Origin of the sequence: Streptococcus pseudopneumoniae (genome assembly GCF_038148955.1) — a bacterium.
Lineage (GTDB): Bacteria > Bacillota > Bacilli > Lactobacillales > Streptococcaceae > Streptococcus > Streptococcus pseudopneumoniae_T.
Genome location: NZ_JBBJZY010000009.1, coordinates 1 through 19,304, shown reverse-complemented (window position 1 = coordinate 19,304; position 19,304 = coordinate 1). Strand labels below are relative to the sequence as shown.

General features: G+C 39.1%; 14 protein-coding genes and 2 pseudogenes. 14 read left to right on the top strand and 2 right to left on the bottom strand.

The features are described 5' to 3' along the window. Position 1: 1 nt before the first annotated feature. Together WKI23_RS04480 and WKI23_RS04475 are read right to left on the bottom strand one after the other, a co-directional pair. Positions 2 to 2,017 carry a DUF1430 domain-containing protein gene (locus WKI23_RS04480; RefSeq protein WP_368079083.1) on the bottom strand — a complete coding sequence of 672 codons (2,016 nt, stop codon included), beginning with the start codon at positions 2,015 to 2,017 and terminating at the stop codon, positions 2 to 4. Positions 2,018 to 2,499: 482 nt separating this feature from the next. After that, a pseudogene (locus tag WKI23_RS04475) lies at positions 2,500 to 2,612 on the bottom strand (PhrA family quorum-sensing system peptide). 206 nt (positions 2,613 to 2,818) lie between these two features. Here WKI23_RS04475 and WKI23_RS04470 point away from each other — a divergent pair. The 14 genes and pseudogenes from WKI23_RS04470 to WKI23_RS04405 form a co-directional block, all read left to right on the top strand. Beyond that, positions 2,819 to 3,682 carry a helix-turn-helix transcriptional regulator gene (locus tag WKI23_RS04470; RefSeq protein WP_368079082.1) on the top strand — a complete coding sequence of 288 codons (864 nt, stop codon included), beginning with the start codon at positions 2,819 to 2,821 and terminating at the stop codon, positions 3,680 to 3,682. Positions 3,683 to 3,988: 306 nt separating this feature from the next. Beyond that, on the top strand, positions 3,989 to 4,609 hold the full coding sequence (locus WKI23_RS04465) for a hypothetical protein (RefSeq protein WP_049524699.1): 621 nt from the start codon (positions 3,989 to 3,991) through the stop codon (positions 4,607 to 4,609). Positions 4,610 to 4,799: 190 nt separating this feature from the next. Then, a complete protein-coding gene (gene tsaE / locus WKI23_RS04460; protein WP_368079081.1) occupies positions 4,800 to 5,243 on the top strand; it encodes a tRNA (adenosine(37)-N6)-threonylcarbamoyltransferase complex ATPase subunit type 1 TsaE in 444 nt (147 codons plus the stop codon). Beyond that, entirely contained in the window at positions 5,233 to 5,751 is a 519-nt protein-coding gene (locus WKI23_RS04455; RefSeq protein ID WP_049520988.1) for a GNAT family N-acetyltransferase, read from the top strand. Before tsaE ends, WKI23_RS04455 begins: the two co-directional genes overlap by 11 nt. Positions 5,752 to 5,758: 7 nt before the next feature. Next, the gene (gene lytR, locus WKI23_RS04450; RefSeq protein ID WP_000239274.1) at positions 5,759 to 6,775 is read left to right on the top strand and encodes a glycopolymer--peptidoglycan transferase LytR; all 1,017 of its coding nucleotides are present in this window, start codon (positions 5,759 to 5,761) and stop codon (positions 6,773 to 6,775) included. Positions 6,776 to 6,858: 83 nt separating this feature from the next. Further along, the gene (locus WKI23_RS04445; RefSeq protein WP_368079080.1) at positions 6,859 to 8,115 is read left to right on the top strand and encodes a competence/damage-inducible protein A; all 1,257 of its coding nucleotides are present in this window, start codon (positions 6,859 to 6,861) and stop codon (positions 8,113 to 8,115) included. A 54-nt stretch (positions 8,116 to 8,169) separates the two neighbouring features. Further along, complete coding sequence (gene recA / locus WKI23_RS04440; protein ID WP_004262099.1) at positions 8,170 to 9,336, top strand: recombinase RecA; 1,167 nt, start codon at positions 8,170 to 8,172, stop codon at positions 9,334 to 9,336. A gap of 114 nt (positions 9,337 to 9,450) precedes the next feature. After that, complete coding sequence (locus WKI23_RS04435; RefSeq protein WP_368079079.1) at positions 9,451 to 10,821, top strand: MATE family efflux transporter; 1,371 nt, start codon at positions 9,451 to 9,453, stop codon at positions 10,819 to 10,821. 374 nt (positions 10,822 to 11,195) lie between these two features. Beyond that, entirely contained in the window at positions 11,196 to 12,146 is a 951-nt protein-coding gene (locus WKI23_RS04430; RefSeq protein ID WP_368079078.1) for an N-acetylmuramoyl-L-alanine amidase family protein, read from the top strand. A gap of 384 nt (positions 12,147 to 12,530) precedes the next feature. Then, positions 12,531 to 12,875 (top strand): helix-turn-helix transcriptional regulator, encoded by a 345-nt coding sequence (locus WKI23_RS04425; RefSeq protein ID WP_368079077.1) that lies wholly within the window; start codon positions 12,531 to 12,533, stop codon positions 12,873 to 12,875. A gap of 12 nt (positions 12,876 to 12,887) precedes the next feature. Next, complete coding sequence (locus WKI23_RS04420) at positions 12,888 to 13,634, top strand: ImmA/IrrE family metallo-endopeptidase (protein ID WP_306291438.1); 747 nt, start codon at positions 12,888 to 12,890, stop codon at positions 13,632 to 13,634. After that, a pseudogene (locus WKI23_RS04415) lies at positions 13,627 to 14,049 on the top strand (hypothetical protein); the annotation flags it as partial. The gene WKI23_RS04420 and the pseudogene WKI23_RS04415, both read left to right, overlap by 8 nt. Before the next feature lie 774 nt (positions 14,050 to 14,823). Continuing rightward, entirely contained in the window at positions 14,824 to 15,327 is a 504-nt protein-coding gene (locus tag WKI23_RS04410; protein ID WP_000770308.1) for a PBECR4 domain-containing protein, read from the top strand. A 786-nt stretch (positions 15,328 to 16,113) separates the two neighbouring features. After that, positions 16,114 to 19,304 (top strand): DUF1542 domain-containing protein (locus tag WKI23_RS04405; protein WP_368079076.1); only part of this gene is annotated, 3,191 nt, incomplete at its 3' end.

Sequence of the window (19,304 nt, the reverse complement as noted above, 5' to 3'; positions counted from 1 at the left end):
ATTAACCTCCCTTCAAAACAAGCATGGACATCTTGTTTTCTTTCTGCATTTGGATATGTAACTGTAAAAGAGATAGACCAGTAAAGAGTAACAAGACTAAGAAAGCAACTACTATCTCTACCTGAAGAAATACACTCGCAACAAATCCCAGTAAAAACACACCCAGTTGAGCAAAGAGATAAGTGCGATGGATTTCTAAGAACCTGAGACCTGCAATGCGTTTGATAAAAATGGCACGTCTAAATTCTTCAAAGTAGAGCCTATTCATAGTGTTAAACAACAAGATTGAAGTTGCAATCCCAAGCACAGCTCCTGCTAGCATTACCCAATGTTCCCTCTGGATATTATCCAATAATATGATGTAGTTGTGGTAACCTGTTTGCATTTCTGAGACCCAATTTTCAATGCCTTGTCTCTGGATAAGCTCCTGGGCATCAGACAATTGATTAAAGAGAACGTAGTTCTGTACTGCGTCTATCCAAAACAAAATGGACTGTGGACCAGTTGATTGGGGTGTTATAACAATGACGATTGGATCTTTCAAAAACTGTTGGTAAGAAATAGGGGTCGTATTATACACAAAACGATCCTGACCTGATTCTAAATAACCTACCGTAGCAGTCATTTGCTGTCGTTCATCTTGACTAGACATGCGACTGGTTAAGTCGTCTTCAAAAACAGATTTATAATGTTCTTCCTCTGAACGGAGGTGTTCAGGCAGCAATAAGACAAACTCCCCTACATCAAGGTGATTCATCTTTTGCTCAATAGTTGTATCTACAGGAATGTTTTGACGCTCCAAGTATTGCGGTGTGACGATAAGGACATTGCCATTCGGGTTGTAATCGTGCCATTCTGTAGAGGTTATAAAGTTTTTGGAGGAAGCCATGCCATTTTGCAAAGTACGGTCAATTAACTGGTGTCTAGATAAGAAAGCCTTTTGTTCTGAAACAGCCAGATCCATCAATTGATACCAAGTTCTGAATTTCCTTTGAGCTTGTTCATCAAAACCAGGACTCGTTCCTTCACGGCTGATTGATAGGGTAATCAGTTGCCTTTCCTGGCTCCAAGCCTCTTGTCCAATCCGATGCTGTTGCCAGGCTTGGGAATACTTTAAGCTACTCCCTATTCCCAGCGTTACAATAATAATCGCTAATAGTTGACCGATTAAAATCAAACTAATGATTCCTCTGACAGGCACTTGCCCTTTTATAATCTGCATCAGGTGTATCTTTTTTATCCCAACTGCGAAGAGTTGAGCGAAAAACAGGGAGATCGACAACAAGATGAGATTATAACAGAGCAAGCCTGCTCCTATGGTCATTAGGGATTGCGTTGGAAGCGACAGAATTTTTTGCATAAGAATGGCGAGCACGCCAGCTAAACTGAAACCAACAGCTATCCCTTTCAAATCTTCACCAACTGGTCTAAGGAAAATGGACCACCGTTTCTCTCCTGAAATGAGGCGAATGCCCGACGACCGTAATTGGCTAATTTGACTAATTAAAGTCAGTGCTCCAAAGGTTAAGATGAAAATCAATAGACTGATTAACTGAAATCCGTTACTAAAGATAGCCATTAACGTAGATAGTTTAGATGGAATTGTCAGGTGCATATTAGTCAAGCCAAGTTGACTTAGCTCCTCCCTTAGCAAGTGAATATCTAGGTGTCCATCGAATACAAAATAGTTTGTTTCAACACTACTACTTTGAGCATCTTCTAGTTTTTTTTCCTGAAGCCCATCAGGCAACTTTCCGTTCCCAAAGGTCGTATAAGAAAACACTGGAGTACCTTCTGAGTTAGGATCCTGGTGTTGAATCGCAATAAAGCTATCCGTTTCTTCTGCTAGTTTTTCCAAGCGTGTAGCAACATGCTGAAAAGTTGTTTCAGGGGAAGAATCACGTACAATAACGTTGGGGTAATAATTGGAGACATATGTATCAGTCCAAATGGTAAATACCCAAACAAAGAACAAACTAGCAAGCAGGTTGGATATGAGTATAAATAATTTTTTCATAGTGCATTCCTTATTCTAAAACAGAGGGTAGAAATACCCCTGCCCTCTATAAACTAACAAGCTTACTAAACTATTGATAAAAGAATCTTCTTCAATTATTCTTTACCATCCCGCATCAAATTTTTAACATATTATTCCTCCTCTGAATGAAATATTATGAAAATGAGCGAAATGCAACTACATATTTAATTAGAAATCTCAGTCTGAATTATAGTATCCTATTTTTTCCTCCTTTCTAACTGCACTTTCCTTTCTACAGGCAGAGACCTAATTTTATAAACTAATCTTAAATACTTTAGATTTTGTAACTCATAATTTTCAACAGTTGGTTAGCTATGAAAGCATTTTATCAAACATCTCCATTCTTATATCTATCTGGTATTGTTACAAGCTCTTATCAGAATACCTTTCTCTAAATAGTTGAATTTTAAAGTAATACGAAATCAATCAGCCTTCCCAACATCAAGACCATTGGACTTCTTTTATGATTGCACTCGAATCTCCAATCGTTTATTCTTCTGAATAACTGTTGGTAAGGAATTGTGTTACTAAACGTAAAAACACCTAGTAATGCTAATATAGCTAATTTTTGAATTCCACGATTTTTTTCATTCGTGAAACCCTTTTCTTTTTCGTTATCCTTATTTTAACAGATATATTTTATTTAGCCAAGCATTTTTATGTAATTTTTGACTTTTTTTCAGTTTATTACCATAAAGAATTATTTATTCCTTTAACTTGCTATTTTGAACTAAAAATTTTATAATGAAATTAAGCAAATAGGAAGGTTTATTATCTTTAATGAATACACTCGCAGAGAAATTCAGATTGAAAAGAAAAGAGTTGAGACTCTCCCAACAAACTCTTGCAGAAGGAATTTGTGAACAAAGCCAGATTAGTAAAATTGAGAGAGGGCATTTCATTCCCTCTGCAGACCTTTTGTTCAAACTCTCCCAACGACTCGAAGTGCCATTAGATTATTTTTTTAATGAACAGATTGAAATTAAATCTAACCTCTCTAATTTCAAGCAATTATCTGCTCGACTATTAGATGATAGAAATTATGACGATTTAGAATATCTTTATAAAATAGAGGTTGAGCGAAGCACTTTTCTAACACTAGAAGACCGAACTTACCTTGAATGGATTAAAGCTATTATTGACTTCTATCAATATGACAGTAAGTGTGAGGCTATTTCTTCATTGGAAAATATATTATTAAAAGTCTCTTCAAATACTCTGATTTATTTAAAGGCGTTGAATACTCTATCTAATTTCTATTCCTTAGTGGGTCGTGAACAAGAATATGAGGCAAACTACTCTCATTTGATGGAGTTATATCAGACAAAAAATTTTGAGCATCAAGAGTTTTTATTTGGCTACATCAGAGTTCGTTACAATTACGCTCACTACCTAGTGTCAAAGGAAAAATATAATGAAGCCATCCAAGAAGCTCTTGAGACGATTGAACTCTGTAAACAAAGACAGACAAGCTACCAACTGGCTCCTCTACTTATTCTTGTAGGAAATGTTGGAGCCAAATTTCTAGACAAAGAACAAGTCAAAAATTATTATATAGAAGCAAGAGAGTTATGTAAGATTTATAACAATCCTTTAATGTTGATGAAGATAGAAAATTATTTGAAAGAATTAGATACTGTTTAGTTAATCTTGACATTATAGTTTTTCTGAAACGTTAAATAACCTGTAAGGCTGATAGTGAAATGAATACTATCAGCCTTATTTCAAGTTTATATTCTTCCAAAATCTCTTCAAACCACGTCAGTTCTAACTCCAACCTCAAAACAGTGTTTTGAGCAACCTGTGGCTAGCATCCTAGTTTGCTCTTTGATTTTCATTGAGTTATTAGTCTCTGGTGTTTGTTTAGCGTCTTAAAAAGACATTTGAGAAGATTAGAAACAGTTCTCTCTTTCCTCCTAGTATAATGATTGGTAGGAAGGGAGAGAAAAGATGAAATCAATGAGAATCTTATTTTTGTTAGCTTTAATTCAAATCAGTTTGAGTAGCTGTTTCCTATGGAAAGAATGCATCTTGTCCTTTAAACAAAGTACAGCTTTTTTCATCGGAAGTATGGTCTTCGTTTCAGGAATCTGTGCTGGAGTAAATTATCTTTATACCCGTAAGCAAGAAGTCCATAGTGTCCTAGCCAGTAAGCAGTCAGTGAAGCTTTTTTACAGTATGTTACTCTTAATTAATTTGTTAGGAGCTGTCCTTGTTTTGTCAGACAACCTGTTCATTAAAAATACACTGCAGCAAGAATTAGTTGACTTTTTATTGCCATCCTTTTTCTTTCTATTTGGGCTAGATTTGCTGATTTTTTTACCCTTAAAAAAATACATGCGTGATTTGCTTGCTATGCTAGATAGAAAAAAGACAGTGTTGGTGACTATTTTAGCAACACTTCTCTTCTTAAGAAATCCAATGACCATTGTCTCTCTTTTGATTTATATTGGACTGGGTTTGTTTTTTGCAGCCTATCTTGTCCCAAATTCGGTTAAAAAGGAAGTTTCCTTTTATGGTCATATTTTCCGAGATCTTGTATTGGTCATTGCTACACTCATTTTCTTTTAAAGAAAGTCTGTTTTTATGGATGTTATGATGGTAATACTCTTCGAAAATAAAATTCAAACCGCGTCAACGTCGCCTTGCCGTACTCAAGTACAGCCTGCGGCTAGTTTCCTAGTTTGCTCTTTGATTTTCATTGAGTATAAGTTTAGCAGGAAAATAGACACAAAAGAAAAGTTTTTGGTATAATAAGAATATGTACACAAAAAATGAAGAAGAGCTACAAGCCTTAGGGGAGCGTTTGGGTCATTTATTAGAAAAGAATGATGTTTTAATCTTAACTGGAGAACTGGGTGCAGGTAAAACGACCTTTACTAAAGGACTTGCAAAAGGATTACAGATTTCTCAAATGATTAAAAGTCCCACCTATACTATCGTAAGAGAGTATGAAGGCAGACTGCCACTTTATCACCTAGATGTTTATCGTATAGAGGGGGATGCTGATTCTATCGACTTGGATGAATTTCTCTTTGGTGGAGGCGTGACTGTTATTGAGTGGGGGAATCTCTTAGGAGATGCCTTGCCAGATACTTATTTAGAGTTGGAAATTCTAAAAGAAGAAGACGGTCGCAGATTACATTTCCAAGCAAAGGGTTTGCGTGCAGAAAAACTCTTAGAGGAGCTTCGACATGGAGTATGAATTGCTCATTAGAGAAGCAGAGCCTAAAGATGCAGCTGAATTAGTGGCCTTTTTAAATCGTGTGAGTTTGGAGACAGATTTTACCAGCTTAGACGGAGATGGTATTCTCTTGACCAGTGAGGAGATGGAAATATTCCTCAACAAGCAAGCTAGTTCGGACAATCAGATAACCTTACTTGCATTCTTAAATGATAAAATTGCTGGTATTGTAAATATTACAGCTGACCAGCGCAAGAGAGTCCGTCATATTGGAGATCTCTTTATTGTGATTGGAAAAAGATATTGGAATAATGGCTTGGGAAGTTTGTTGCTAGAAGAAGCGATAGAGTGGGCACAAGCAAGTGGCATTCTGCGTCGTCTCCAACTGACTGTCCAAACTCGTAATCAAGCAGCAGTCCATCTTTATCAAAAGCATGGCTTTGTCATTGAAGGTCGCCAAGAGCGTGGAGCATATATAGAAGAAGGGAAATTTATCGATGTTTACTTGATGGGTAAACTGATCGATTAGTAGAAATATGGTTAAAAAAATTATTGGAATGGTGCTGGCTTTACTTTCTGTAACTGTAGTAGGAGCAGGTATTTTTGCTTATACTATTTATCAACAAGGGACAGAAACCTTAGCTAAAACCTATAAAAAAATCGGCGAAGAAACCAAGGTTATTGAAGCGACTGAACCTCTAACCATTCTGTTAATGGGAGTGGACACCGGAAATGCTGAACGAACTGAAACTTGGGTCGGTAGAAGTGATAGCATGATCTTGATGACAGTGAATCCTAAAACGAAAAAAACAACGATGATGAGTTTAGAGCGGGATATTCTGACCCGCATTGAATCAGGGAATGGTCAGGCTCATGAAGCGAAACTGAATTCAGCATATGCAGATGGTGGAGCAGAGCTTGCTATAGAAACCATTCAAAAAATGATGAATATCCATATTGATCGCTATGTGATGGTCAATATGAAAGGGTTGCAAAAACTAGTGGATGCAGTAGGTGGTATTACAGTCAATAATACCCTAGGTTTCCCAATTTCTATCAGTGACCAAGAAGAATTTAATACCATTTCTATCGGTGTTGGGGAGCAACATATTGGGGGAGAAGAAGCCCTAGTCTATGCACGAATGCGTTACCAAGATCCTGAGGGGGATTATGGTCGTCAAAAACGTCAACGTGAAGTTATTCAAAAAGTCATGGAAAAAGCTCTCAGTTTAAATAGCGTTGGTCATTATCAAGAGATTCTAAAAGCTTTGAGTGACAATATGCAGACCAATATTGATTTGTCTGCAAAAAGTATCCCTAACTTGCTAGGCTATAAAGATTCATTTAAAACCATTGAAACTCAGCAGTTGCAGGGTGAAGGAGAGATGCTTCAAGGTGTTTCTTACCAGATTGTTTCGAGAGCCCATATGTTGGAAATGCAAAATCTACTCCGACGTTCTTTGGGACAAGAAGAAGTCACTCAGCTTGAAACCAATGCGGTCTTATTTGAAGATTTATTTGGACGAGCACCTGTTGGTGATGAAGATAATTAACTTTTGATACAAATAAAAAATCAATCGTGGGAAAATTCCTGCGATTTTTTCAAAAAAATACGAATAGATAGGTAGGAGGAAACATGAAAGCAGAAATCATTGCTGTTGGAACAGAGATTTTGACAGGACAGATTGTCAACACCAATGCTCAGTTTTTGTCGGAAAAACTAGCTGAGATTGGAGTGGACGTATATTTTCAGACGGCTGTAGGAGACAATGAAGCTCGTCTCTTGTCTTTACTTGAGATTGCCAGTCAACGTAGCAGTTTGGTGATTTTGACAGGCGGTTTGGGGCCGACTGAGGACGATTTGACCAAACAAACTCTGGCTAAATTTTTAGGGAAAGCATTAGTCTTCGATCCTCAGGCACAGGAGAAGTTGGATGTCTTTTTTGCCCAGAGACCAGACTATGCCCGAACACCGAATAACGAAAGACAAGCTCAAATTGTAGAAGGAGCGACTTCACTACCGAATGAAACAGGACTGGCTGTGGGAGGAATATTGGAAGTCGATGGAGTGACCTGCGTTGTCCTTCCAGGTCCACCAAGTGAATTGAAACCCATGGTCTTAAACCACCTTCTACCCAAGTTAATGACAGGAAGCAAGCTATATTCTCGAGTTCTTCGTTTCTTTGGGATTGGCGAGAGCCAGCTGGTGACGATTTTGGCTGATTTGATTGATAATCAGACCGATCCTACCTTGGCACCTTATGCCAAGACAGGAGAGGTAACCCTGCGTCTGTCAACAAAGGCTAGCAGTCAAGAAGAGGCGAATCAAGTGCTGGATATTTTGGAACATCAAATTTTGGATCGCCAGACCTTTGAAGCTCTTTCTTTACGAGACCTTTGTTATGGTTATGGGGAAGAGTCCAGCTTGGCCAGTATCGTAGTAGGAGAACTGAAAAAGCAAGGAAAAACCATCACGGCAGCAGAGAGTTTGACAGCAGGGCTTTTCCAAGCAACTGTGGCGGATTTTTCGGGTGCTTCAAGTATATTTAAGGGTGGTTTTGTAACCTATAGCTTGAAGGAAAAATCAAAGATGTTGGATATTCCTGTCAAGGATTTGGAAGAGCAGGGTGTGGTGTCTGAATTTACAGCTCAGAAGATGGCTGAGCAGGCACGAATCAAGACCCAGTCTGATTATGGTATTAGTTTGACTGGAGTGGCAGGACCAGATAGCCTAGAAGGGCACCCAGCTGGGACAGTCTTCATAGGCTTGGCACAGGAGCAAGGAACTGAGGTTATCAAGGTGAATATTGGAGGCAGAAGTCGAGCAGATGTACGTCACATTGCGGTTATGCATGCCTTTAACCTAGTTCGCAAGGCTTTATTAAGTGACTAACTTTTGATATAATAGTAGATAGGTCTGAGGACCATTAGAATGTAGGAGAATAGAATGGCGAAAAAACCAAAAAAATTAGATGAAATTTCAAAAAAATTCGGGGCTGAACGTGAAAAAGCCTTGAATGACGCTCTTAAACTGATTGAGAAAGACTTTGGTAAAGGATCAATCATGCGTTTGGGTGAACGTGCCGAGCAAAAGGTGCAAGTGATGAGCTCAGGTTCCTTGGCTCTTGACATTGCCCTTGGTTCAGGTGGTTATCCTAAGGGACGTATCATTGAAATTTATGGACCAGAGTCATCTGGTAAGACAACAGTTGCCCTTCATGCAGTTGCACAAGCGCAAAAGGAAGGTGGGATTGCAGCCTTTATCGATGCGGAACATGCCCTTGATCCAGCTTATGCTGCGGCCCTTGGTGTTAATATTGACGAATTGCTCTTGTCACAACCAGACTCAGGAGAGCAAGGTCTTGAGATTGCAGGAAAATTGATTGACTCAGGTGCAGTTGACCTTGTCGTGGTCGACTCAGTTGCGGCCCTTGTCCCTCGTGCAGAAATTGATGGAGATATCGGAGATAGCCACGTTGGTTTGCAGGCTCGTATGATGAGCCAGGCTATGCGTAAACTTGGTGCTTCTATCAATAAAACCAAAACAATTGCCATCTTTATCAACCAATTGCGTGAAAAAGTTGGAGTGATGTTTGGAAATCCAGAAACAACACCTGGTGGACGTGCTCTGAAATTCTACGCATCAGTCCGTTTGGATGTTCGTGGAAGCACGCAAATCAAGGGAACTGGTGACCAAAAAGATACCAATGTCGGTAAAGAAACTAAAATCAAGGTTGTGAAAAACAAGGTAGCTCCACCATTTAAGGAAGCCTTCGTTGAAATCATGTACGGAGAAGGGATTTCTAAGACTGGTGAACTCTTGAAAATCGCAAGCGATTTGGATATCATCAAAAAAGCAGGGGCTTGGTACTCTTACAAGGATGAGAAAATCGGGCAAGGTTCTGAAAATGCTAAGAAATACTTGGCAGATAACCCAGAAATCTTTGATGAAATTGACCATCAAGTCCGTGTTCAATTTGGTTTGATTGATGGAGAAGAAGCTTCTGTAGAAGGTGTTGAAACTAAAAAAGATGAAGCAGTTCAAGCAGATTCTGTGAATGAAGAAGTCACACTTGACCTAGGTGATGAACTTGAAATCGAAATTGAAGAATAAGCTATTAAAGTAGTGGAGAAATCCACTGCTTTTTCGTTGCCTAGTTCTGGTTTTCAGCTCGCGCATCGTTTGCTGTTTCTTGTAGCTCCACTATAAAGCTGATATAATAGCCTTATGAATAAAAAACGAACAGTGAACCTGATACATGGTCCGATTCTTCCTTCGCTTTTGAGTTTTGCCTTCCCAATCTTGCTATCAAATATTTTTCAACAGCTCTATAACACTGCTGATGTCTTGATTGTTGGACGTTTTCTTGGACAAGACTCCTTGGCTGCAGTAGGGGCGACGACAGCGATTTTTGACCTGATTGTAGGTTTTACTCTTGGTGTTGGCAATGGCATGGGAATTGTCATTGCCCGCTATTATGGAGCTCAGAATTTCACTAAAATCAAGGAGGCAGTAGCAGCCACCTGGATTTTAGGTGCTCTTTTGAGCATTCTAGTGATGCTGCTGGGCTTTCTTGGATTGTATCCACTCTTGCAATACCTGGATACCCCTGCAGAAATTCTTCCCCAGTCCTATCAATATATTTCTATGATTGTGACTTGTGTTGGTGTCAGCTTTGCTTATAATCTTTTTGCAGGCTTGTTGCGGTCCATTGGGGACAGTCTAGCTGCGCTTGGATTTCTGATTTTCTCTGCTCTGGTTAATGTGGTTCTGGATCTCTATTTTATTACGCAATTGCATCTTGGAGTCCAATCCGCGGGACTTGCTACCATTATTTCCCAAGGCTTATCAGCGGTTCTCTGCTTTTATTATATTCGTAAAAGTGTGCCAGAACTCTTGCCACAGTTTAAACATTTCAAATGGGACAAGGCCTTGTATGCGGATCTTTTGGAGCAAGGTTTGGCTATGGGCTTGATGAGTTCAATTGTATCTATCGGCAGTGTGATTTTACAGTCTTCTGTTAATACCTTTGGTGCTGTAATTATTAGTGCCCAGACGGCGGCTCGCCGCATTATGGCTTTCGCCCTTCTTCCCATGACCGCTATTTCCGCTTCGATGACGACCTTTGCTTCTCAGAATTTAGGAGCTAAGCGACCAGACCGCATTGTTCAAGGACTTCGAATCGGCAGTCGTTTAAGTATATCCTGGGCAGTTTTTGTTTGTAGCTTCCTCTTTTTTGCCAGTCCAGCCTTGGTTTCCTTCTTGGCTAGTTCGACGGATAGCTATTTGGTAGAAAATGGTAGTCTCTATCTGCAAATCAGCTCAGCCTTTTATCCAATTTTGAGTCTCTTGTTGATTTATCGGAATTGTTTGCAGGGTTTGGGGCAAAAGATCCTTCCTCTGGTTTCTAGCTTTATCGAACTAATCGGGAAAATCGCTTTTGTGGTCATGATTATCCCTTGGGCAGGCTATAAGGGAGTTATTCTTTGTGAACCCCTCATCTGGGTTGCCATGACAGTTCAACTGTACTTTTCGCTTTTCCGTCACCCCTTGATAAAAGAAGGCAAGGAAATCTTGGCAGCCAAAGTGTCATCCTAGCTTGATTTACTGAATAAAATCTATTTCCTCTAGTGAAAATCGAAAAAACTTGTGCTGTCATCTTTAGTTTGGTCTTGAAAATAGTTTAACAGACTTTTGACTTCTTTTATATGATATAATAAGGTATAGCATTTATGAAAAGGACATATAGAGACTGTAAAATATACTTTTGAAAAGCTTTTTAGTTTGGGGTGTTGTTGTAGATAGAATGCAGACCTTATCAGTCCTATTTACAATGTCAAAATAGTGCGTTTTGAAGTTCTATCTACAAGCCTAATCGTGACTAGGATTGTATTCTTTATGAGGTAGAAATAAAGGAGTTTCTAGCTCTGGATTGTAAAAAATAAGTTGTTTTAATTGATAAGGAGTAGAATATGGAAATTGATGTGAGTAAATTAAGAACAGATTTGCCTCAAGTTGGCGTGCAACCATATAGGCAAGTCCATGCCCATTCCACAGGGAACCGTAACTCAACGGTTCAAAATGAGGCTGACTACCATTACAGAAAAGATCCTGAATTGGGCTTCTTTTCTCACGTAGTCGGTAATGGTCGTATTATGCAGGTAGGACCTGTTGATAATGGTGCCTGGGACGTTGGGGGCGGTTGGAATGCAGAAGGTTATGCACAAGTTGAACTGATTGAAAGCCATGAATCGAAAGAAGAGTTTCTGATTGACTATCGTCTCTATATCGAACTCTTGCGTAATCTAGCAGACGAGGCTGGGATACCGAAAACACTTGATACAGATGACTTGGCAGGTATCAAGACACACGAATATTGCACCAATAACCAACCTGACAACAACTCAGATCATGTTGACCCTTATCCTTATCTTGCCAATTGGGGTATTAGCCGTGAGCAGTTTAAGCAGGATATTGAAAACGGCTTGACGATTGAAGCAGGATGGCAACAGAACGATGCTGGCACCTGGTATGTACACTCAGATGGTTCTTATCCAAAAGATAAGTTTGAGAAAGTCAATGGTACCTGGTATTACTTTGACGGTTCAGGATATATGCTTGCAGACCGCTGGAAGAAGCACACAGACGGCAACTGGTACTGGTTTGACCAGTCAGGCGAAATGGCGACAGGCTGGAAGAAAATCGCTGAGAAGTGGTACTATTTCGATGGAGAAGGTGCTATGAAAACAGGCTGGGTCAAATATAAGGAGACTTGGTACTATCTTGATAGTCAAAATGGGGATATGGTTTCCAATGCCTTTGTCAAATCAAATGATGGCTGGTATTACCTTAAAGAGGATGGCACGATAGCAGACAGACCAGAATTTACAGTCGAGCCTGAAGGCTTGATAACAGTAAAATAATAATGGAATGTCTTTCAAATCAGAACAGCGCATATTATTAGGTCTTGAAAAAGCTTAATAGTATGCGTTTTCTTGTGGAGATATTTCCTTCAATTTTTGCTACTATATTAAATAAAAATCAAAAATCAAAAATCAAAAATCAAACTAGAAAGTTATGCTCAAATAAAATCTAAATTTGACAATGTAAACCGAGTCGGATAGCTTTAAGTACTGTTTTGAGGTTGAAGATACGATTTTTGATAGGAACTCATCAAATAGGTTTACTATCATCACTTTTGGATTTTTAAGCAGCATCAATAAATTGCTTTCTTGTTTTGTCATAATTTTTTTATTTAAAAAATTGACTTTATGACAAGAGTGTGCTATTCTTTTTATGAGAGGTGTATGAATATGATAAATGTATGTGATGTTGGAAAAAGAATAAAAGAACTTAGACTATCTTCAAATCTTACTCAAGATAAGATTGCTGAATATTTGTCTTTGGATCAAAGCATGATTGCCAAAATGGAAAAAGGTGAAAGGAATATCACGTCGGATGTTATTGAGAAACTATCTGCCCTGTTTTGCTGTACGGTTGACTATCTTTTGTTTGGCGAACAAGCTGAACAACAGTGTGTAATATCGTTTAGAAAAAATAAAATAGTAGACCAAGATCTTAAAGTTTTAGCGAAAATCAATAAAATTGTATTGAATCAATTTGAGATAGATCAGCTATTGGAGACAAAATAAATGATTGATAAAATGGATTTAAGTAATAAAGCTTCAAATCTTAGAAAAAAGTTGGGAGCTGATGGTGAAGCGCCGATAGATATTTTTAAATTGGTACAAAAGATAGAAAATTTGACGCTGGTATTTTATGGACTCGGAAAGAATATTAGTGGAGTCTGTTATAAAGGAACTCAGTCCAGTCTCATTGTAATCAATTCAGACATGTCATTAGGAAGGCAAAGATTTTCTTTAGCACATGAACTGTATCATCTTTATTATGATGAGGTGAAGAAGAGTTCAGTCAGTCTTATCTTGATTGGTGAAGGAGATGAAACTGAAAGAAAAGCGGATCAGTTTGCTTCTTATTTTTTAATTTCCCCATCTTCACTGTATAGGATGGTTGAGGAAATCAGAGAAAATGCCAATAGAACTCATCTTGAAGTAGAAGATATTATAAAATTAGGTCAGTTTTACGGTATCAGTCATAAAGCTATGTTATATAGATTGAGGAATGATGGATACCTTGATGCAGAAGAAATTAAAAATATGGATATTAGTGTTATAGAGACAGCTTCAAGATTAGGCTATGATACAAGTTTATATCGTCCTTTGTCAGAAAGTAAAAAGGAAATGGTATTAGGACACTATATTAAATCGACTGAACAACTTTTAGAAAATAACAGAATTTCGCAAGGGAAGTATGAGGAACTGCTACTAGATGCTTTCAGATATGATATTGTATATGGGCTAGATGAAGAGGGGGAGTTGTCGTTTGACTAGTCGTGTATTTATTGATACAGATTGTATTTCAGCATTTTTATGGGTTGGCACTGAACATCTTTTAGAAAAGCTCTATTCGGGTAAAATTGTTATTCCACAAGAGGTGTATGATGAAATCAATATACCTACAATTCCCCATTTAAAATCTAGGATAGACCAGTTGGTAGCTAAGGGTTCAGCTGAGATTGTGAGCATAGACATTGGAACTGAAGAATACGCATTATATAGAGATTTAACAAGAAATCATGATAGTAACAAGGTTATTGGTAAGGGAGAAGCGGCTTCTATTTCCTTAGCGAAAAAGCATAATGGGATATTAGGAAGTAATAACCTAAGAGATGTTCAACCATATGTAGAAGAATTTTCTTTAGAACATATGACAACAGGAGATATACTGGTTGAAGCGTTTAAAGCGCAATTTATTACTGAACAAGAGGGCAATCATATCTGGAATAATATGCTTAAAAAGAGAAGGAAAATTGGGGCGGCTTCTTTTTCAGACTATCTTCGTGGAAGTGTTCATTAAAATAGACAAAAATAAATTTGGATAAATCGAACTCACTATTCAGGAGGCATATGAGCAATTCGAAGAAGAAAAGTGTCAAATTGAGCCTATAGGAGTAGAAATGAATTAGTAAGTCCTCCATAGTGGATGAGAAAAAGCTGTCCTTAAAGTTTCCCTGAACTATCAGTCGCATATTAAATGGATATGTAGGGTGATGTGAGAGGGGATAGCGAGTAGTTTTTGGTTATTTTGTCAAAAAACTTGTATTTTATCATACTGAATGATAAAATACAAGAAAAATAGTAGAATAAAGGAAAGCTTTTCTAAAATGTGTATCTCCCCACAGGATTCGTTCTTGTGGGATTTTTTTCGTTAAAGAAAGCGATAAATATTGACTTTTTTAAAGAAAGATGTCATAATTAAGTTGGAAAAAACGTAAAAGTATCACTTTTCTCGTTATCCCGACTCCCAAAACGTCGTTAAACCGCTCGGCAATCCATGGAGACATGGACACATAGTAGTAAGCACGCTATGTGGCTTGGCAGAGCTAAAAACTGTTCCCTTGCGATAAGCCTAATAAGCACAACATAGGGAGTTAGAGAAGCCGACTCTAATCATCCACTTTGGGCAGTAGTGAGAACTGCCCCGTGCTTTTTTTATTTTGAGAAAATATGGAGTTTGTCGTTGAAATTACTTGATTGTATTTTAGATTATCAAGAGAAATTCGATGGAAAAACATGTCAAGTATCAACGAATTATAAGCATTTAGAGACTTTCGAAGTAGATTTTTGCTTGACTGATTTACATCACTTATTTGGCTTGCACAAAATCACACGAGATTATGCTAGTCAAACAATACCTGCTATTCAAGCTGGTGTTTTTATTTTGGAAGAATATAAAAATAATCCCATGTACAATGATGTTATAGAAAGGATATCTTTGTATAGTTTTATCGGTGATATCTTCTATTCTAAGATAACAAGTTGTTGTATCCTAGCCAAAGATTTATCTAAAAACACTATGAAGTTGGACGTCATATTTTTTGAAGATAGAAACAAAAGATCCGCAATTTTAGGTTTACGAAGAGATAAAAGTGGAGTGTTTAAACCGGTTACTCTACATTTTACAAGCGCTAAGAAATATGCTAAAGTTCGTAAAACAGATGTGAAAGAAATTAAATGGTTATAAAAAAACTTTTCGCAGGCTTCGGCTTGCGTTTTTTTGTTTGATAAAATTAAAAAAATGTGCAAAAATAAGTAGAATTGAAAACAGGAAAAAACACCTCCTTTCGATTCGCCAAGCCTCTTCGTAAGGCAATGAGGGGGCGGAGAGACGCGCTCGTCAACAGAAGTATCTCATTGGAAATGTTGCTCACTTTTTTAGTGAGCTTTTTATTTAAGGAATAGGAATGAAAAATAAGAAGTTAAAATTATACTCAATGAAAATCTCATAAAACCCGTCAACGTCGCCTTGCCGTAGGTATCTTACTGACCAAGCTAGTGATGGACTTAGAATAGGTGATTTGGAGCGTCCTATTGGCTAGGAAATGCTGATCATAGTTCTTTGCTGAGGATAGGGGATTTTATCATTCAACACTCAACTGCTTGACCTAATTGATAGGAAGGGAATTACTATAAAATACTCAGGTTTTCATCATATATTTCGAAATATCTGTGTAATCAAAATGTAACAATAATGTAACATTTACACGTGAGACATCATGCATAAATAAATATAGCATAACTGTTGTTTCTCCATTAAAAAGAAAGCTGTATCAAAAGGTTTTATATGTCGGTGCATATATATATATATAATGTCGCTTTTTTCTTGCATTTCCTGATTCTATCTTATCAGCGAGAGGGTTGATTTGTATGTCAGAAATGTTACTATATAGTTGATATATTATCGTCTGTCGGCTTTTTGCGCGCTTTCTAAGCTTGGGGAAGCTCTCAGATGAGGGAAGGATTTATACTTATGTTTAGAAAAAGTAATAAGGATAACGGAGAGAAAATTTTCCGTTATTCTATTCGTAAATACCATTTTGGGGCTGCTAGTGTTGCGGTTGCGGCATTGATGTTTTTCGCAAATGGGGTTCAAGCGCAGGCACCTGCGGTATCTTCGGCAACAGCCAGTGATGTAGTTGCTGGACCTTCTGGAAACTCAGATGGGGATCCACAGAAGTCAGATGGGGAAGAGTCAGAGAAGGTCTCTCAGACTGAACCGTCGGCTGAGCTCCAGTCTACAGGAGAGTCAAACTCTCCAGAGACTAAAGCCGAGGACGCTAGTAAGGGACAGGAAACAGCTGGCCTTGTTCCTACCAAACCAGAGACGAAACCAGCTGCTCAAGAAACTTCTCAAGGAGGAGCAGTAAAAGAGCAAGACCAGCCTAGATCTGCCGCTGATAGGACAGTGGCAAAAAGTACCCAAGGCAATCTGCAAGCTTTGTTGGAAAAACTAACTCTTAGCTCCATGAAAGCGCTCCACGATGAAGTGGAAGCTGGGCTAGCAACAGCTAAGGCTGTCTTAGAAAATCCAAAAGCGACGCAAGCGCAAGTTGACGAACAAGTAAGAGCTATGGAAGAACTGACGAGCCGTGTCAATCAAGCCTTGAATCCGGTGTTACCAGACTCTTCCGTCTTAGAAGAAGCAGGTCCGGCAAATAATAAGCTTAGCGCTCCAGACGGAGCTATGACTGAGAGAGTAAGTAGCGGGAAGCGTCGTAAAAGAGGGGGAGTGATCGAGCCTGGAGCAGCTGCAAACCAAGTTAGTCCAACTGATGGAGGAAAGGAAATAGCACCTGAAGCTAGCTCTCAACCTACGCCACGAGAACTCCCAACCTACACCAATACGACAGAAGGTGAAAACGGCGTCTATGGACTAAAAGATGAATTGGAGAATATCGCCAAGGAACTCAGACGGTACGGAGCGTCAGAAGATAAAATCCAAGCAGCAAAAGCAGCAGCTGATAAGTTCAATGAAGCCTTTTCTAAGGGGGATACCATCAGCCAAGAAGATTTTGCCGCTGCCCTAGTCGACCTGAAAAAATCCCGAGACCTCATCGAAGGAGTGCTGGAAGAAAAATATGGTGAGGAAACTACAGCTGAAGGAGTAACTCCTCAACCACGTGATGGTGGCTACTCTGATTTTCGTAATGCTAACTATAGTGGAAGGTCTGCAAGGGCGGCAAGAGCTGGCGAAAACTACTCTCAGGACTTTACAACAGCTAGAGAAAGTTACTTTGAAAGGTCAGGTAACAAGGGAAACTCTCCTTATGATAAGTATACTTATGTGTTCTTCTCAGACAGACGTCCGAGAAATGAAGCGACGGCACCTGTATTAGAGGCTGAAAGGTATATTAAAGCGACAGTGACACCAACAGCTACTGGCTTCCGTTGGCTATTTGAGGTTAATGGAGGGCATAGGATGATGCCTGGGAATACTCAGGTCTGGTTTACTATACCTTCGGGTCAAACGTTCAAACGTAATTCAGATGGTTTGACCATAACAGAAAAAAGTGGAGGAAGTACATCTACGTCTCCAAATAGTAGTAGTATTTTAAATCTACTACAGCAACCCAGAGCACAATTTGGTAGGGTTACTAAAGGAACTCCTCAGGCTAGTGGTGTTAATAATAGGTTTGGATTTGATCCAATGCCAGCTGGAAGTCTAAACGATTTGGCAAGGAAAGGTCCTCGTGGGACTAACCCTTATGAAAGAAGGGCTGAAAGTCCGGAAAATCAAAAAATTTCAGATGAGAAGTTCAAGCAAATTAACTCGAGTTCGGGAGAGTTGTATTACTTTGAATTGGCGAATAATGATAAAAAATATACGTTTTCATTTGAAACTATTGGGAATAATGATATTAAAAAGTTGGACTATGCTGTTGGTTTGAGAGGGAGAGAAGGGAGAGAACTGTTTCTGGTAAACCAATGGCATAGTAGAACATATGTCGAGGCAAAAGGTGATGCCAAGGATGAAATAGAGCAAGCTAGACAACGTAAAAATGCTAGTCTTGGTAAGAATGGAAACCTTTCGTCTGTAGAGCGAAATAGCGCCACTAGTAAAGTTGATATTTATGCAAGAGAGGCTACACGCGAGATTGAAAATGCCGACAACCTTATTAAGGTGGATGATGCCTTGCAAAAGGGATTGGATAATATCAACGGCGTGAATCCAGTAGGGAAAGAGAACGCCCTCAAAGCCGTTGATGAAGCGAAGAAAGCGAAAGACCAAGCCATCACGACGAACCAGAACTTGTCTGAGACAGAGAAGACCAAAGCGAAAGAAGCGGTTAAGACTGCGGCGGATCAAGCGAAGACTAAGATTAACAATGCAGGTGATCAGTCTACGGTAGACCAAGCTAAGTCAGAAGGTCTCCAAGGCATTCAGAATGTTAACCCAGTAGGGAAAGAGAACGCCCTCAAAGCCGTTGATGAAGCGAAGAAAGCGAAAGACCAAGCCATCACGACGAACCAGAACTTGTCTGAGACAGAGAAGACCGAAGCGAAAGAAGCGGTTAAGACTGCGGCGGATCAAGCGAAGACTAAGATTAACAATGCAGGTAATCAGTCTACGGTAGACCAAGCTAAGAACGACGGCTTAAGCGCCCTCGATAAAATTCTTGAAAATCTTTCTGATCGTATTAACCAAGGAAATTCATCCACACCAAGTAATGGTGGCAACCAAGCAGGTTCAGACAGTAGAGGGGATACGGCTAGTCAAGGAGACAGACCAGCTCCATCTGATGATGGCGGTCAAGGTGATGCAAATAACCAAGGTGATGCAAATAACCAAGATCAGCCTACTACTCCAAGCACTCCAGCTCATTCAGAAGATTCGACGGATCAAGCTACTGGTTCATCTGCTCAACAGAGGGGAACAGGAAATGCGACAGCACCAGAGTCTCCACAAGGGCTATCTGAAAGTTCTGTGACGGCTCCAACCCGTAGTCGTAGAAGTGTAGCTTTCGCTGGAGGCGCTCAATCGAGTCAAGAGAAACAGGTTGATAAATCAGTCTTAAGAGATTTGATTCAAGACTTGGAAACTCGTTTGAAAGACTTGGATGGTATTGATCAATCTGTCATCGACGCTGCGAAGGTCATTCTCGGAGAGGGTCAAGAAGCCCTTAGAAATGCTGACTTGACAGAGGCAGGCTTGAAAGAGAT

Bases quoted from the DNA above. Each gene is read 5' to 3' on its own strand.
- WKI23_RS04480 (WP_368079083.1), bottom strand. From the start codon at position 2,017: ATGAAAAAATTATTTATACTCATATCCAACCTGCTTGCTAGTTTGTTC.
- WKI23_RS04470 (WP_368079082.1), top strand. From the start codon at position 2,819: ATGAATACACTCGCAGAGAAATTCAGATTGAAAAGAAAAGAGTTGAGA.
- WKI23_RS04465 (WP_049524699.1), top strand. From the start codon at position 3,989: ATGAAATCAATGAGAATCTTATTTTTGTTAGCTTTAATTCAAATCAGT.
- tsaE (WP_368079081.1), top strand. From the start codon at position 4,800: ATGTACACAAAAAATGAAGAAGAGCTACAAGCCTTAGGGGAGCGTTTG.
- WKI23_RS04455 (WP_049520988.1), top strand. From the start codon at position 5,233: ATGGAGTATGAATTGCTCATTAGAGAAGCAGAGCCTAAAGATGCAGCT.
- lytR (WP_000239274.1), top strand. From the start codon at position 5,759: ATGGTTAAAAAAATTATTGGAATGGTGCTGGCTTTACTTTCTGTAACT.
- WKI23_RS04445 (WP_368079080.1), top strand. From the start codon at position 6,859: ATGAAAGCAGAAATCATTGCTGTTGGAACAGAGATTTTGACAGGACAG.
- recA (WP_004262099.1), top strand. From the start codon at position 8,170: ATGGCGAAAAAACCAAAAAAATTAGATGAAATTTCAAAAAAATTCGGG.
- WKI23_RS04435 (WP_368079079.1), top strand. From the start codon at position 9,451: ATGAATAAAAAACGAACAGTGAACCTGATACATGGTCCGATTCTTCCT.
- WKI23_RS04430 (WP_368079078.1), top strand. From the start codon at position 11,196: ATGGAAATTGATGTGAGTAAATTAAGAACAGATTTGCCTCAAGTTGGC.
- WKI23_RS04425 (WP_368079077.1), top strand. From the start codon at position 12,531: ATGAATATGATAAATGTATGTGATGTTGGAAAAAGAATAAAAGAACTT.
- WKI23_RS04420 (WP_306291438.1), top strand. From the start codon at position 12,888: ATGGATTTAAGTAATAAAGCTTCAAATCTTAGAAAAAAGTTGGGAGCT.